Here is a 16,051-nt window from a genome sequence, read left to right as displayed (position 1 = left end):
TTGGCACATGATCGGTCTGGCCTACCGCCAAGTGACGCCGTCCTCGACCAATAAGTTAGCAATCTGTTTGAAAACTACTTTAATTGAGCCGAGTGCTCGCTTCCGCTTTTTCCGCGGTCGCTCCGCTTTATGAGAGTAACCACAACGGACGAGAGTTCCATGGCCATTTCTGCGGGCGATCCACCGCCCTCAACCGATCTAGAAGGTTGGCGTCAGGCGATTGCCGGTGGCCGTTTGCGAAAATTTCGCCTTGAGACGATCGCGGCGGCCTTCCAAGATCTGGGTGAGATCGATCTGAGAGTCCGTCAGGACCTAGCGAAGCATCTTTCTGGCGCGATCATCGGAATGCTTCGCAAGCGGGTCGATACAAAGAAGCCGAACGGCGGTGAAGACATCATCTTTGAAGTTCACGAAGTCATCTTTGTGGCGTTGCTGAACCCGAGCACCGCCGATGGCAAGCAGCTTCGGAAAGGCTTCGGCGGGATCGTCAACTTTCGCCTGAAAGATGCGCTCGCCCAGTCCCATAGTGATCAAATCGTTCCGGCACCGAAGCCGAACAAGTCCTCTGCAAAATCGCGGGCGCAGTCCGCTACAGGCGCAGAAGCCAAACCGGTAAAGAAAACAGCCGAGGAAATTGCTGCTGAGGTCGATGAAGTCACGAACGCGCTGAAGCAGGACGTGGCGGACTTACCGGACAAGAAGGCCAATGAAGAAAAACCGCCCGAAGCGGACCACGTAGATGACCGTCCGCCGCCTTACATAATGGATGACGCCGAGATTGACGAAATCGGGCCCGGCAAGAGCGAATACGATCCCACCCTAATGGCCGTTGTCCGGAATATGGATGGCGAGATCGACAAACAGCGCATCCTGGCAAAGATACCGGACCGGGTGAGGCAGCTCGCATTCTCGCTCCACATGGATCGTGAGCCGCAAGAGGTCATCGCGCGAGCGTGCGGCGTTAGCACAAGAACAATCCGTACATGGGTTGCAGAGATTCAAGAAGATCTTCAACAGACCAAGGAGGCTCAAGAGCTTCTGATACGGAGAGCTGGAGCGAAGTCATGACCAAAGCAAACCGAAACCAAGAGCGGGACGCCGTGCTCTTTTCCTTTCACGAGGCATTTGAACGGCCAACTGCAACGCAAATTATCGAATGGACTGAACGCTACCCTGAATTCGCGGATGATATTCGGGCGCATGCCGCGGTGGCGCGAGAGTGGGCCGACGATCGGCACGCCGTTTCCGCTGAAGCCGATGAGAGCCTCCTTGCCGCCGGCTATAGCCGCGCGCTCGATCTGATGCACAAGGCGCGTACGTCGACCAGCGAGGCGCAACGAAGCTTCCAAGACGTTATCGCTGCCCGCGGCATGACTGTTCCCCAGGTTGCACGCGCGATCGGCATTGACCGAGGCATCATCGCCGACCTTTTCGGCGGGCGGATGAGCGGTCCCATTCGGAATGTCTTTGTCGATGCGGTGATCGGAGTTTTGACGATGTCGCGCGATACTTTCGCGCGCCTTCACCAGCATGCGCTTAACAACCCTACGCTTGGATACGCCAAGGCGACGCAGGCGCCATCGGTCGTAGTCAGGCCGTACGACGACATCATTCGAACATGCGACGACCTGACGAAAGAAGAAAAAAAGAAGTGGCTCGAAGAGGGTTGATATGGACGGCTGGATCGACATTCGACGCAAGGCGCGCGCAGTCCATAAGAAGACACTCCTTGACGCGGGCGGGGACCGCCGCGCGGAGTTCCTGACTGCGGCCGCCGCAAAGGCGGACGATCTCAAAGTTCGCTATGTTGAAGCGGGCCAAACCTTCGGTCACGGCGTTTTTGGATTGCTCGAACGAGAAAACCTCATCGTCAATGTGCTGAAAGGGCAGAAAAAGCCTGACGAAGCCGTCGTTATCGCCCACGAGCTCGGCCATTTTCATCTCCATCTCGATCCCACGCATGAAGTAACCAATCGCTCAGCCGGCCTCGGGGGCGATCCGGTTGAAAATGCATTGGGAAGCGGCGAGGGTTATTCACCCCGAGAACGGAAGGAGGTCCAGGCCGATGTCTTTGCCGGCGAATTCCTGTGCCCTTCCGATTGGCTGCGCGACCAATTCGTAACGCATGGCAAGCGACCGTCCGATATCGCCAAGGATCTTGGCTTGCCGCGTGATTTGGTCCTTCACCAAATGATCCGCGCGCTTTTGCTCCCGCCGCTTACCGAAGCCCCGCCGCCCCAAACCGGCGGGGTTTTTGCATTGGATGACAGCCAGAAAACGGCTGCCCTCTGGGCCAACGGAAACATCCTTGTCGATGCCGGGCCGGGCACCGGTAAGACGCGTACGCTCGTTTCAAGGGTTGAGCATCTTCTTCAAAGTACAGGCCCTTCTTCCATTCTCGCACTGACGTTTTCAAACAAGGCGGCGGAGGAGATGCGCGATCGCATCTCAATGATGAATCCCGCCGCTGCTATCGAGATGTGGGCGGGCACGTTTCATAGCTTCGGCTTCGAGTTGATCCAAAAGTGGCCGTCGGCAGTAGGGCGATCTCCCAAGGTGCGGATTCTCGATGAAGCCGCGCAGCTTGAGCTGCTCGAAGAGAACCTCGATAAGCTACCGTTGCGCTATTACCAAAACCTCTATGAGCCTGCGTACGAGCTGGTCCATCTTCTTCGTGCAATCTCGCGCTGCAAGGATGAGGGCATAACTCCCGCAGAGTATTTGGCAGAAGCGCGGGCCATGCAGAAGAGCGCGGCCGATCCGGAAGCGAGAGAGCAGGCCGATCGCGCCGTCGAAGTCGCTGAGACCTACGAAATTTATCAAAAGGCTTTATTGGATGCCGACGCGGTGGACTTCGGTGATGTCATTTTGCTCGCGGCAGAGTTGATCAAGGATAATGCAGAAGTCCGTGCGTACATTTCGGGCTTCAAACACGTTCTCGTGGATGAATACCAGGATGTGAATTTTGCAAGCGCCCGCATGCTGCAAGAAATTTGTAAGGCGGGGGGCTCCGCGTGGGTCGTGGCCGATCAGCGCCAATCCATCTACCGGTTTCGCGGCGCTGAGCCTTCGAATGTCGAATCGTTCGCTGCCGACTTCGGCGGGCACCGCCATTCCCTAAAGGTCAATTATCGCTCGTCCGCCCAAATCGTTCGGGCGTTCCAGCAATTTTCATCTGCCATGGGTGATGGTGGGGCCATGGCTGGATCATGGACGGCCAGGCGCGGTGGCGGAGGGCCGGTAACGTTGACTGTCGCACCCGACGTAGCTGCGGAGGCAGAGGCTATACGCGACCATATCGAGCAGCTTCGCCAACAGGGCGTTGCCTATAGCGACCAAGCGATCCTCGCACGGACGCATCTCACGCTTGCGAGGATCACTACAATTCTCGAAAAGCTTGGTGTGCCGCTGGTGTACCTCGGCGATTTGTTCGAGCGTGAAGAAATCAGTACACTTCTGTCCCTGCTTGCCATTGACGCCGAGTACGGCGGCCTTGGATTGATGCGGGTTGGCACGTTGAGCGATTACGGCGCAAACCGCGCAGATATCCTGGCCGTAATTAGTTGGGCGGCGCAAAACCGGTCGCGCATCATCGATGCCCTCGCGAATATCTCTGCCATTCCATCCCTTTCCACGCAAGGTCGGGAGGGCCTTTCTCGGCTCGCTAGCGAATTGGCCGGGCTCGCTGATGTGTCAGCGTGGACCATGCTCACGGAATGGCTCTTTGAGCGCAGCAGTCACCTCATTCCGCTGCTGGGCGCAAATAATGCGCTCGGGCAACAGAAACTCATCGCGATCTATCACTTGCTAAAGTTCTGCAGCGAACAAGCGACGGCCGGCCGCAAGGGCAGAAAAGCGCTTCTTGAAAGGGTTCGCAGGCTTGAGGCGCTAAACTTCGACAGTTCGTTCCGGCGCGTGGCCTCTGAAGCATCGGATATGGACGCTGTGCGTGTGATGACCATTCATGGGAGCAAAGGGCTTGAGTTCCGCGCGGTGCATTTCCCCGCCCTCGCAACTCGCTATATGCCAACCAGCCGGCAGGGCAATCGTTGCCCGCCGCCCCCCAGCCTCTCCCGTTTGGCCATGCAGCCGTCGGACCACGAGGCCGAAGAACAGTGTCTATTTTTCGTGGGACTATCCCGTGCCAAGGATTACCTGTTTCTCAGTCGCGCTGAATCTTACACCGCGACGAGGGCGGGGGAGTCGAAGTTTCTGCCGGCAATCCAAGGCGTCATCGCGGGCGAAAGGTATCGCGGTTCCGGCAGTGTCTATGGCGATGCAACACCGCTAATACCCCCTGGCGCGCAGGAGCGATATCTGGAACGCGACCTCGAAACGTACATGCGTTGCCCTGCACGCTATCGCTTCACGGTCGTGGAGGGCTTGCGCGGCGGGCGCGATGACACAGCCTATATCTCATTTCATCGTTGCGTGTACGATACAGTGCGCTGGCTTGAGACTGAGCGTGAGGCCGGAAATAGCGTTGGGATGGCGGACGGCCTCAAGAGGCTTTCCGAGACATGGCAGGCTTCCGACTTCACCGATCATCCGTTCGAGCCTTACTACCGTCGCGCCGCAGAAGGCATGGTTCGCGCGATGGTTGAGGCAATCGGAAAGGAAACGGGCCATTACGAACGCGATGAATGGGAAATTCCCGTCGGCCGCCATCGCGTCGTGCTCGTTCCTGATCGCGTTGTCGTGACGCCGGAGGGGTCCGTCAGCGTGCAGCGTGTCAGGACAGGTCGAGAAACAAAATCCGAGCCTGACAAGCCAATCTACGCCCTCTTGCGCCGCGGCGCGGCGTCGCGCTTTCCCCAAAAGAGGGTGAGTGTAGAAACCTTCTATTTGGCCGCGGCCAAGTCGGTGCCGACCGTCGCCAAGAACGACGATAGGGCCATCGGGAAATATGCCGACGCCATTGCGGCCATCGAGCTTGGCCGGTTTGAGCCCGATCCCAGCGACGATCGTTCTTGCCCCAATTGCCCCTGCTATTTTACCTGCCACGGCTGACTTCCGCTTTTTAGCGCCTCGCATCGCTTTCTCTATGACGGTCCATCACGGACCCCATTAAGGAGAAAGCATCCATGTCTACCCTCGCTCTCTTTGTTCAGGTTCACGGCACCCCGGGCTTGCGCGAGCTGCAGCTTGCCGAAGCCGCCACGCTCGGGGAACTGCACCTGGCTCTCGAAACGCTGGGCATCAAGGTCGACGATGAAACCTTCGTATTCATCGACGAGGCCGAGAAGCATGAATCCGGTCCGTATCACCAGCCGGTCGCGCATCTGAAGCACGGCTGCCGTGTTCATGTCAGCCGCTGCAAGCAGATCGAAGTGACCATTCGCTATCTCGACAAGACCGCCAGCCATGCGTTCGCCCCCGGCGCGCGCGTCCGTGCGGTCAAGGCGTGGGCGGCGCAACATTTTCATGTCAGCCCCAAGGACGCCGCCGAGCACGTCTTGCAACTCTGCAAGTCCAGCGACCGCCCCTCAAGCGATACCCCGCTTCATCAGGTCGCCAAAGGACACGAGTGCACCGTGTGCTTCGACTTTGTTCCTGAAAAGCGGGTGGAAGGCTAACATGAACGCGCCAATCCCCCCGGATCGCCTGCTTCTCGATCAAGACCTCGCCGCGGCGGAATTTCGCTGCGGCGAGGCCGAGGGCCGTTGGCGCTTTCGCTCACTGCGCTGGCCTTACGTCATCATCGCAGTGAGTGCCCCGGCGCGCCCGAACGCACCCGAAGAGTTCGGCTTCCGTTTCGAGTGCACAGGCTACCGCCAGACCCCGGTTACGGCGCAGCCGTGGGATCTCGCTCGCGATGCCCCGCCGCTCCCATCGCGATGGCCGACAGGGCCAACCCATGTGGTGGCCGTGTTTCGCCCTGACTGGAAGTTTGGCCAGTGCCTGTACCTGCCATGCGACCGCCTCTCGATCGAGGGTCACCATGAGTGGCCCGTGAAGTACCCAAGCCGCATGTGGAACCCTGCGCGCGGCATCATCTGCTACTTGGAGCAACTGTATGATCTCTTCAATCATAGCGACTATTCGGGCGTGGTGGGCGCCTGACCATCGCCTTTGCTGTTCATTCCGTCACTGGCGCGGGCTTGTTGCCGAACTTGACCGGCGCGGCCAACGCCGCCACGAGGCCGGTGCGTTCCTCCTCGGAACGACGCACGCGGGGCGGCGCGAGGTGGAGCAGATCGTGTTCTACGACGAACTCGATCCGCGAGCCCATGCGACTGGCGTCTGCGTGCTCCATGCGGACGCTTTTGCGAAGCTTTGGGCGATTTGCCGTGAGCGCGGCCTCTCTGTGGTCGCCGACGTTCACACGCATCCGGGAGCCGGCTTTCAGAGCGATTCCGACCGAACCAATCCGATGGTGGCGCGCAAAGGCCACATTGCGCTCATCGTTCCAGATTTCGGCCGCTGGCCAATCAATCCGAAGCGCATGGGCATCTACGAGTACGAGGGTGACCACGCTTGGCTCGACCACAGTCCCACTCGCGCACCACACTTTCTTTACACCGGCTTCTGGAGCTGACGATGTCAATACCAATCGATCACACCGAACTGCATCGCACCGCCAAGTATTTCATGGACAATGGGCGCGCGTCCACGCACGAGGAAGCCATTGCTATCCTCAAGACTTTTGGCCTCGTTGTCCACGCCGGGCCGGAGCTTGCCACCAGCGCCTTGCACCAGGCGGCGCTGCTCACCCTCGTCAATCTTGCGCGCCGAACACTGCTCAACGGCGTCCACGTGTGCGGGATTCCCGAGGGCGCCCCTTGTGTGTCGAAACTTTCGAGAGCTTCGTCTTTCGCCGATGCTGTCATCGAGCTCGGCGGGACGATCACTTCGTCGCCGCGATCAGACTGGCCACAAGCCGTGATCGGCAGCGCTGCCAGCGCCAAACGTCCTGCGTGGCGCGTAACATGGGAGGGGTGGCGTGGTGGTGTCGTAATGACGGATCATCCGGCAAAACTCGACGAAAGCTCCGGGATGGAGTTGGCTCCGATGCTCGCGGCCGCGGTCTGCGCCGCCGAAGCGTTCGCATTTTGCGCCGGCGATCACCTGCTTGCAGGTCGGCGTGCGCATGGCCTTTCGCTTTGGCGGCCTGGTCACGACTGGTTAATCTCCGATCCGAGCGAGCCGCGCCTGGCTTACCTGCCCTCCAGCCTATGGATCATCGGCCTAGGAAATCTCGGGCAGGCCTTCGCATGGTTGCTTTCGGCTCTGCCTTACGATGAGCCGCAAAAGGCGACCTTCGTGCTGCAGGACTTCGACCGTATCGCGGCATCCAACGACAGCACATCGCCCCTTTCATTCCGGAAAGATATTGGCCGTCGCAAGGGCCGCGTCGTCTCGGATTGGCTTGAGAAGCGAGGCTTCCAGACCATCGTTGAAGAGCGTCGATTTGGCGACTGGATGCGTCGATCTCCGGATGAGCCTCGCGTCGCGTTGTGCGGCGTTGATAACGCGCTCGCGCGGATGGCCCTAGAAGAAGCGAGTTTTGACCTCGTGGTGGAGGCGGGTCTTGGCGCTGGGCCAGAAGCCTTTCGAAGTCTCGCCATGCACACGTTCCCAGCCACACGTACCGCAAAGGAGATTTGGTCGCGGCAAATTAGCGACCGCGCAGTTTCCCCGGAAAGCATGCCAGCGTATCAGCAACTCAAGAAGGCCGGCATGGACTCCTGTGGCCTTGCGCAACTCGCTTCGCGAACCGTCGGAGTGCCGTTCGTCGGCTTGATCGCCGGCTGTCTTGCCATGTCCGAACTCCTGCGCCGACTGCATGGGGGCGTTGCGCTTGAATACGCGGCTGGCTCGGTCCTCGCACTGGACGATATTGAGTCCGGGTCAATCGAAGCGGAGGTCTATGCGTTCGGTCACCTGCTGCGCACATGAGTAAATCGAAGCGGCGCGGCCAAGTATTAGTGACATACGGGGACAACCGTCGGAGGCCGACGTTTTTCTCTATTTACCTGCAAGTTGAAGGCTTACCCTATGCAGATTCGAAGTTGAAGGTATGTGCATGAAATTCGTCCATTCGTCCGATCTTCAGATCGGCAAAGCATTCGGGTATTTCGAGCCAGAGGTCGCGAACATCCTTCAGGATGCGCGCCAAGCGGTCGTCCGCACTCTCGGGGAAGCAGCGGTAGAGGCGGGGGCCACCGCGGTTCTGATTGCCGGAGATATCTTTGAAAAGCAACAGATGACGCAGCAGACGCTCGGCCGAGCGATCGAAAACATGCGCTCGTTCAGCACGGTGCAGTGGCATCTCATGCCGGGTAATCACGACCATTTACGCGAGAGTGGGCTCTGGGATCGCTTGGCCCGTTCTCAATTGCCGCCCAACGTGACCCTGCACGTACGACGTGGCGCCGTTCAAATTTCAGATGATGATGGCGCCCCAGTGTTTCTTCTGCCTGCTCCGCTGCGCTTCACGTCAAGCGTCGATGACCTCACAGCCTATATGAACGACGATCCCACGCCGGAGGGCGCAATACGTATCGGCATGGCTCATGGTTCAATCCAAGGCTTCGGTTCGGAAGGAGACGCCAGTAATTATGTTGCACCAAGTCGCGCTGACGAAGCCGGCCTTGCCTATCTTGCCATGGGCGATTGGCACAGACAGATCAGGGTGAGTGATCGCTGCTGGTACAGCGGAACGCCGGAGCCGGATCAGTTTAAACTTCCTCCGAACGCAGTGACATCTCTCTGCAACGGCGGGTCTGCGCTGGTTGTCGAAGTGAATCGCTCAAGGATGGTGCCTACTGTTACCCCCATTCTGACCGGCAGGCATCAATGGCACCGGATTGAAAAGACACTGACCGACGACACCCAGATTAGTTCGCTGGAAGCCCAGCTTCGAACTCTCAATTCGGACCTCAGCAAGCTTGTCATCGACTTGCGTGTGGAGGGCGTTCTATCGCTCTCGGGTCGCAAGGCATTCGAAGAGCAAATCGTGCAGGGTGTGGGGGCTGCTTTCAGAGCATTGCGCTTCGATGATTCCGGCTTGGCTCTCAATCCCACGGAGCAAGATCTCGATGAAATTGATCGCGCTGGCTTCGTACGCGTTGCTGCGGACCGTCTCAGGCTGATTGCCGCCGACGCGTCGAACGAGGCGTGGGCTCACACGGCCGCGCAAGCTCTGAAGCGCCTGTACGTCGAGCACCTTCGCCAAGGAGAGCGATCATGAAAATACGCTCGGTCGAGCTTACAAACTTTCGGAAATTCGTTGGAACCTTCCGGGTCGATTGCATTGGCGATAATGTCAATGTCTTGGTCGGTCGAAACGAGCTCGGTAAATCCACGCTGCTGGAGGCTATTAACGGCGCTATATTCGAGAAGGCCAAGTCAACGGCCGCGCATGTAAAGGCCTTCCGGCATCTCGCTAACCAAACGGTCCCCGAGGTCAAGCTTGCCTTTGACGTGGACGGGAAGAGCTGGTTGATCCACAAGCGATTTGCGGGGCAGGCCGGGAAAGCAATACTATCCTGCTCGGACCAGCGGTTGTTCGAGGACGATGCGGCCGAAGCGGAATTGCAGCGTTTGCTTGGCTTCAGCGGCGGAAGGAGCGGGGGCGAGCCCGGCATTTGGGGGACGCTGTGGGTCCAGCAAGGCCAGTCCTTCGGCGACGTTGAGCTAAATGAGCAGGCTCAGCGGACGATGCAAGGTTGCCTCGAAGCCCAGGTTGGGCTTGTCACCGGCGGTACTCGCGGGCAAAAAATTCCCAAAGCTGTGAGGGACGCGTTAGACCGCCCTTCGAGGGGCGAGGGGCCCGCGGGGGAGGTTCAAAGACGCTATCGACAAGCTTTCCGACGCCAAGCAGGAGGTAGCCGATTTGGAAGCAAAGCGTCTGGCTGTTTTCCAGTTTATGGAGGATCTCGGGCGCAATAAGCATGAACTCAAGCAAGAGCTGGATGGATGGGACGAAGCCGCGCACCGACTTGAGCTTGAAGGCGAACGCACCAAGCGCACAGTCGCGGTGACTCGCGCGGCCGAAGTTGGAAGTGTGCGAAGCGCCGCTAAGCTGGCGCGAGAGAGGGCGACGCAGGCCAGCAAGCTGGTGGATGATCGGGCTAAGGCTGTTGAAGAACTCCGACCGCTAGAATCTAGCCTCCTGGAACTTGGCGCGCAGAACGCAGCAGCGCTCGCGGCGCAAGCAGATGCACAGGTCGCTGTTTCTAAAGGCGAAGCAAAGCTGGCGGACCTCCGCATCAAAACCACCCACAATGCCGAGCGAACGCGGAAGTTGGAGCGGGTTCGCAATGTTGTCAGACTCAACGCAGAAGTCGCTCAGCATCAGCAAGTTCTTGACACTTCCGCGACCCTGGAGCTGGAGCGTCAGCAGCTCGGGGAAATGATCGGAGCGATTGCTACGACCGACGAGGCGGTTACCCGCATTGAAGAGGCCGTTACTGAATGTGCGGCAGCGGAAGCCGCCATGAGCGCCGTGGCGACGACCGTTTCTTTTGCCGTTCAAGACGATGCGCGGGATAGCATTCTTGTCGATGGCAAGGCGATTGCCGCTTCCGCCGGCTGCATGCCCATCATGGGCAAGACAACGGTTGCTATTGCGCGCGTTGGAACAATAACCATCGAGCCTCAAATCAAGAATCGAGGTGCGTTGCTGGCGCGCCGCGATGCTGCTGCGCAGCAAATGAGAGCCGCATTGCAGGCGGCTGGAGTTGAAAGCCTTGCCGAAGCGCGCGTGGCGGCAGCTCAGCGTAAAGAGCACGCACGCCGCTCCAACGACATCGGGAAGGAACTGGCCCGCCTCGTTCCCGGTGACAAGTCCAAGAAGCTCGCGCCAGGGTTGGACGCTCTTAAGGGTCATCTGAGCGAACTGCGCGGTCGGCTCAAAGTTGATATGAAGAGCTGCGAACTTGCAGAAATCCCAGCTGAGAGCGCGCTCGCGCGCGATATTCAGGAGAATCTTGATGATGGAGCGCGGCTAGAGGCCGAGATCAAGACGGCGGAGGCAGAGCTCGCCGGCCCGGCGGATGTCCTGCTTCAGGCCGAAAAGAAGCTGCGTCATGCCCGGGAACGCATTGCGGGACTGAATGGTACAATTGAGAGCAAGAAGGCAGACCTTGCCGCGAGCCGGATGAACGGAAGCGACGAGCAACTCGTTTCTGCTGCCGAGGCACTGGAGCGCGAGGCGGCCGTGGCGGATACGCTATTGATCAAGAAGGAAAGGGAAGAGGGCGAAAGCCTTGAGGCCATTGACGCCAGAATCAAGCGGCTGGAGAAGGCTGCCAGTAATCACCACCAATCCGTTGCAACCCTGAGCAATGAGGTTACCCGGCTGACGGCGTTGATCGAAGCGAACGAGGGGGCGGGTGTTGAGGAAATGCTTCTCGGCGCTGAGGCTGAAAGGGACCGCCTTACGAACACGATCGCGGAATTTCAGGAGGAAGCGGATGTTCTTCAATTATTGCTGGATACGCTAGAGACGGCAGAGGGTGAAGCTAAAACCCGCTACCTCGCGCCGGTCGTAAGCCGTGTTGAACCTTACTTAAAAATGTTGCTCCCCGGGTCGAACATCGTCCTCGATGAAAACTTACAGATCGCGGCTCTCCAGCGGAGCGGCCAGCGCGAGGATTTTGAGGTGTTAAGCGGCGGAACAAAAGAGCAGCTTGCCGTCCTGACCCGCCTTGCATTCGCAGAGCTCTTGCTCGGGCAAGGACGTCCAGCCACCGTTATCCTCGATGACGCTCTGGCGTTTTCCGACGATGACCGTATCGAAAGTATGTTCGACGTACTAATGCGAGCAGGAGAGAATGTGCAAATTATCGTGTTGACGTGCAGAAAGCGTCTTTTCACGCGGCTAGGCGCGTCGCCCTTGGAGATTCGAGCAGCATCCTGACGGTGGCGAGCGGCTCTCCAAGCCGTTAGTCTGGACTGGCTTTTAAGCCATAGCGGAAAATATTGATTTAGGTCTTTGCAAGCGGAGGATGCGTGTATCAATTCACCGAGCCATCCGCTGCAATCCAGCTCCTCCGGTGGAATAAGGAGCTGCCTTCTGCCAGTGCTGCGGACCCGCTGGGCCTGAACCTGCGCGTATCAGCCCGGCTTGCCAATGAGCTCTTGCATTGCATCACCTCGATCACGCCGCGCGCGCGCTACTATTCCTTCTTTCCATGGGCCTTTGAGGATTACCGCGAAAACGAGCATGGAACGCCCAAAGATCGCGGACGTATTCCTGGCGTTCTCGCCAGAGAACGCGCCATGGTGCTCGGAGCCGTCTTGCACCACGACGGAAAGCCTTGCGAGGGTGGCGCGCTTGGCGGCTCGGACCCTGCGTCGACCTTGGCCAAGGGCAAGAAGAAATCCTATGACCTGCTCGCATGGCGGCATCTTAAGGCCGCGGAAGGCCAGTTTGGTGCAGCTTACAAAGGCTCCTTGATCAATCTCGGCATTTTCAAGACTGATAGCGACGAGGTCGATGAGGAAGCAACGATCGATACCGCCGAACTGGATGAATCGGTGCAAGCAATCGAAATCACTGAACTCTCGTCGTTAGGAAAGCGCCTCGCTCAAGCATTCGCGCAATCGGTTCGCCGCACCAAATACGTGAGCGAAGGCTGGGCGCAGAAAAAATTGGTTGATGCCGACGTCCTGAAGCAATTCGGTTCCCGAGCTGGCCTCTGCGAAATCGGCGAGAAATCGGCATCCGACCGCGACGTTCTACGGAGCATGTTCTTCGCACGCGACGGGTTTCGCGCCACAGGAAGTCACGGGCGGCGCCGAATGTCGTTGCTTCTGGTGCTCGAATGCATCGGGCAAGCTCAGGCCTTAGGCGTGTCATTCGACAACTCCGTCTTTAGCGATATTTGCTACTTCGGTGAAACCCTTGTCGGGGAAGAGAAGCCAAAACCGGTCGCGATCACCCTTCCTCGTAAATTGAGTGATATTAGCGAACGGTGGCGGGCCTATCATTCGCATAACTACCTCGCGGTCGCGCTCCAGTCGTTTCTGGTGGCGCTCGCTCGAATCCTGCGCGACCGGCCAGGCGGTATCGCGCGCGCCGACCTGTTTAGCCAGTTTTCATCTCCTGCCATCACGGCTCGATTCAAGGAGTTGTTCGGACGCGATTTGCCGGGCGAGTTTTTTGACCTGACGCCACGGGACATGCTGGCGTTTGCAAGCGTCACATTGCCGAAATCCTTGGATGGTGGCAGCGGCGGCATTCTTGCATTGCCGATCGCGTCACCCTTTTCCGAACGGAACCTGGAAAGCCATCTCATCGACGGTGAAGCGAACGACGCCGCGGGGATAGCAATTGCAGCGATGCTCTTTTATCAGACTTTGCATCGCTATCCGGCTGCGGTCGCGGGGCCGTTTCACAATTGGTACAGCCGGCACGTCAAAGACCCTTATGCCGACATCGCCTTGCCCGGCGTCCTTGATATGCTGCATGGCGAATTCGGCAGCTCATGGATTGACCGCTCCAACAAAGCAATCCTGGACCGGGTGATCTGGCGATTTGTCGTTCGTCAGCATCAGACCATGAGCTATGAGCGTGGCTTTGGCGGTAACGCCCCCCTTTTTCACGTCGATGGTGTAACTGTCATCGGAACCAACACCGACTACATCGATCCGCGCGCGCTCAACGTCCGCCTTCGCAGCGCCCTGCAAATCCTCACCGATCTTGACCTTATCTATTGGGACGATGAAAGCGGCTACTGCCGTACGGATGACGGCAACGCGTGGCTGGCTACGGAACTTCTAACTGAGCAGAGCCTATGAAGCCGCTGGACCTCCTCGAATTCTTCGATAAGGGGGCCAGCGCCTTTGCCTTCATCGCTACCTATGAGTTCGATCCGCAGTTTTTCGAACGGCGGGTGCTTGGGAAGAAGTCGTTTGCGGCTGCGGACCGGCTGGTCATTTTCATGGATCGCGGACGTTATCAGGAGTTGCTCCAAGGCGGGCTCTTGGTGGCGGGATTCAACCGGCGCTATCTCGTCATTCCGGTTGATCGCAAAGCCGGCGTCTTCCATCCCAAGCTGTATCTTGCCATCGGTGAAAAACGTGCAGATGGGATCGTGGGGAGTAACAATTGCACGACGGGCGGCATTGCCTACAACGTGGAACTCTGCTCGGCCTTCACCGCACGCGCCGATCATACCGGCCATGATGACCTGACCGCCCAAGGCATCATCCGGCAAATTTACGAGGCAATGAAAGCTTACTCACTGGCTGCGCCTGATCTTCGCGAAGTCCTCGAAAAGCAATTCTTTTTGCCGGTGGAGGCCCGCTTCCCTTGGCTACGACGCGACACCCCGCTTCCGAAGACCGAGATTGAGCTACTGCAATCCCACACTGCACCGCTCTGGAGTCAACTGGTGACCCGACTTGAGTCACAGGCAGTGAGGAAGATAACTGTGATTTCGCCCTTCTATGATAGGGAGATTGATCTGCTCAAGCGATTGCGCCGAAGCTGGCCTGATGCAGCGCTCACGATCGTCGCGCAGCAAAACTATGCCACTCTAGCCGGGAAGAAACTGTCCAAGCTTTTTGCAGCGGGCAAAAAAGGCCGCCTATTGGCGGCGAACCCCAAGCCGGGTCGGCGCCTTCATGCCAAGGCCTTTGCCTTTGAGACACGTCAGGGAACCTTCTGGCTAACGGGCAGTCCGAACGCCACTCTCGCGGCGTTCGACGGTCTAAACAGCGAGGCGGCGATCTGGTTTAAGTCAAAGCAGCATGCCGATGCGTTGCTCGAGGACGACCAGATCGCTTTCGAAGAAGTGCAGCCAGCGGACTTTGAAGCCGGAACCGAGCAGGAGCCGGCTAACGAGCAGGTTGCCTATGAGTTGCGGCTTCACTCCGCGACACTTTCCGAGCAGGGCGTACTGGAATGTGCGTTTGATTCAACCGGCGGCATACGGGCCACCGCGCTGAGAATTCGAAACTTTAATGAAACGCATCCCGCGCTCTCATTTCCGATACTCCGTCCCGACGGAAGAGTCCGTATTGAGTTGAGCGAAAGCCAGATTGCACAAATCCGGGCAGCCGCGATTTGCGAGGTCAAGGGCACGAACCAGCACGAAGCGGAAGTCTTCAGCAATCCGATGGCCCTCGTTCAGCTCTATCAACTGCTGCGGGAGAGGACGGCCCATGGCGGCAGGCCAAACCCGCTCCAGACCATAACGGAGACGGGCGAAAACCTTGTGCCCTACATCGATAGCCTTGGCAGTGTTCGGGAGGCCGTCGAGTTCTTTGACCATTGCAGCATTCGTTTCCGGGATGGCGAAACGCCTTCTCACAGGCAGGGGCAACCCCGCTGGAAGCCACGCGACCCGTTCCAGCCGGATACCCCGGTGAATTGGTTAAATGTCCCTTCAGGGAGTTCAGCAGCAGATCTGCGTGAAGCGATATGGAACTTTGTCGAACGTCATCAGGGGGAAAAGCTCTACAAACATGTCCGACGCGGCAATATCAATGGTCTACCGAATTTCCTCGATATTTTCCGGACGCTCAATGGCCTGCTTCTGACCTATCACACTCGGACCATCGACCAGACCGGGCCGGTAATTCCATTCCCGTATGTTACAAAGGGTATAATGGACAACCTTGAACTCCTCATCGGGCCGTTCGAGCCTCGTGAGGACGCATTTGAGGGAAGCGGATTCGTGTCGGCAATTCTCGCCAACGTCGCGGGTGACAAGAAGATCGTTCGGGAGCGGTTGCACGAGGAGCACGTGCCGCAGATGGTTGCCGCCGCCGTGGAGGCCATGGTGCAGGTCAGGATAAAAGCCCGCAAGCTGGCGGCTCTCGACCCGTGGTCAACGAACCGCCTGAGGTGGGTGAGTAATTGGATCAAACAGAGAGGGCTCGTCGTCCCAACTGCCGCAGATATGCGTGCGGCGGCCGTTGAATACATGCCGACGCGGCTTGCTGCCTGATCAAATTAGTTACCCTGATTATTCAGGAATTTCGCGCCTTCATTCAGCGTGTGGATGTGCACATCTGGCACAAAGATGCCAGGCATTTGCGGGAGATTGCCGGTCGTGTCACGCAACGCCCGCGTGTTGCGCGATGATGGCGGCCT

At 58.5% G+C, this 16,051-nt stretch carries 12 protein-coding genes; all 12 read left to right on the top strand.

From position 1 onward, the window contains the following. Positions 1 to 159: 159 nt before the first annotated feature. The 12 genes from ACVWVY_RS40135 to ACVWVY_RS40080 all read left to right on the top strand — a co-directional run bounded on the left by ACVWVY_RS40135 (position 160) and on the right by ACVWVY_RS40080 (position 15,905). The gene (locus ACVWVY_RS40135) at positions 160 to 1,068 is read left to right on the top strand and encodes a helix-turn-helix domain-containing protein (RefSeq protein WP_456631553.1); all 909 of its coding nucleotides are present in this window, start codon (positions 160 to 162) and stop codon (positions 1,066 to 1,068) included. Continuing rightward, positions 1,065 to 1,670 (top strand): hypothetical protein, encoded by a 606-nt coding sequence (locus ACVWVY_RS40130; RefSeq protein ID WP_456631552.1) that lies wholly within the window; start codon positions 1,065 to 1,067, stop codon positions 1,668 to 1,670. Before ACVWVY_RS40135 ends, ACVWVY_RS40130 begins: the two co-directional genes overlap by 4 nt. 1 nt (position 1,671) lies before the next feature. Further along, a complete protein-coding gene (locus tag ACVWVY_RS40125) occupies positions 1,672 to 5,010 on the top strand; it encodes a UvrD-helicase domain-containing protein (protein WP_456631551.1) in 3,339 nt (1,112 codons plus the stop codon). A gap of 119 nt (positions 5,011 to 5,129) precedes the next feature. Further along, the gene (locus ACVWVY_RS40120) at positions 5,130 to 5,576 is read left to right on the top strand and encodes a hypothetical protein (RefSeq protein ID WP_456631550.1); all 447 of its coding nucleotides are present in this window, start codon (positions 5,130 to 5,132) and stop codon (positions 5,574 to 5,576) included. 1 nt (position 5,577) lies between these two features. Further along, the gene (locus tag ACVWVY_RS40115; protein WP_456631549.1) at positions 5,578 to 6,063 is read left to right on the top strand and encodes a DUF7665 family protein; all 486 of its coding nucleotides are present in this window, start codon (positions 5,578 to 5,580) and stop codon (positions 6,061 to 6,063) included. Further along, entirely contained in the window at positions 6,017 to 6,538 is a 522-nt protein-coding gene (locus ACVWVY_RS40110) for a Mov34/MPN/PAD-1 family protein (RefSeq protein WP_456631548.1), read from the top strand. The genes ACVWVY_RS40115 and ACVWVY_RS40110 overlap by 47 nt, the downstream gene beginning before the upstream one ends. Positions 6,539 to 6,540: 2 nt before the next feature. Then, the gene (locus ACVWVY_RS40105) at positions 6,541 to 7,899 is read left to right on the top strand and encodes a hypothetical protein (protein ID WP_456631547.1); all 1,359 of its coding nucleotides are present in this window, start codon (positions 6,541 to 6,543) and stop codon (positions 7,897 to 7,899) included. Positions 7,900 to 8,026: 127 nt separating this feature from the next. Continuing rightward, positions 8,027 to 9,193, top strand: a complete 1,167-nt coding sequence (locus ACVWVY_RS40100; RefSeq protein ID WP_456631546.1) for a metallophosphoesterase family protein — start codon at positions 8,027 to 8,029, stop codon at positions 9,191 to 9,193. Next, positions 9,190 to 9,894 (top strand): AAA family ATPase, encoded by a 705-nt coding sequence (locus ACVWVY_RS40095; RefSeq protein WP_456631545.1) that lies wholly within the window; start codon positions 9,190 to 9,192, stop codon positions 9,892 to 9,894. The genes ACVWVY_RS40100 and ACVWVY_RS40095 overlap by 4 nt, the downstream gene beginning before the upstream one ends. Then, entirely contained in the window at positions 9,839 to 11,866 is a 2,028-nt protein-coding gene (locus tag ACVWVY_RS40090) for a hypothetical protein (RefSeq protein WP_456631544.1), read from the top strand. Before ACVWVY_RS40095 ends, ACVWVY_RS40090 begins: the two co-directional genes overlap by 56 nt. 92 nt (positions 11,867 to 11,958) lie before the next feature. Continuing rightward, positions 11,959 to 13,749 (top strand): hypothetical protein, encoded by a 1,791-nt coding sequence (locus ACVWVY_RS40085; protein ID WP_456631543.1) that lies wholly within the window; start codon positions 11,959 to 11,961, stop codon positions 13,747 to 13,749. Further along, positions 13,746 to 15,905, top strand: coding sequence for a hypothetical protein (locus tag ACVWVY_RS40080; protein ID WP_456631542.1), 2,160 nt, complete (start codon positions 13,746 to 13,748; stop codon positions 15,903 to 15,905). The genes ACVWVY_RS40085 and ACVWVY_RS40080 overlap by 4 nt, the downstream gene beginning before the upstream one ends. The last annotated feature ends 146 nt before the right edge of the window (positions 15,906 to 16,051 follow it).

It is taken from the genome of Bradyrhizobium sp. URHC0002 (assembly GCF_054059515.1).
The sequence above is the reverse complement of the archived record's forward strand: the minus strand, read 5'-3'. Positions and strand labels throughout refer to the sequence as shown.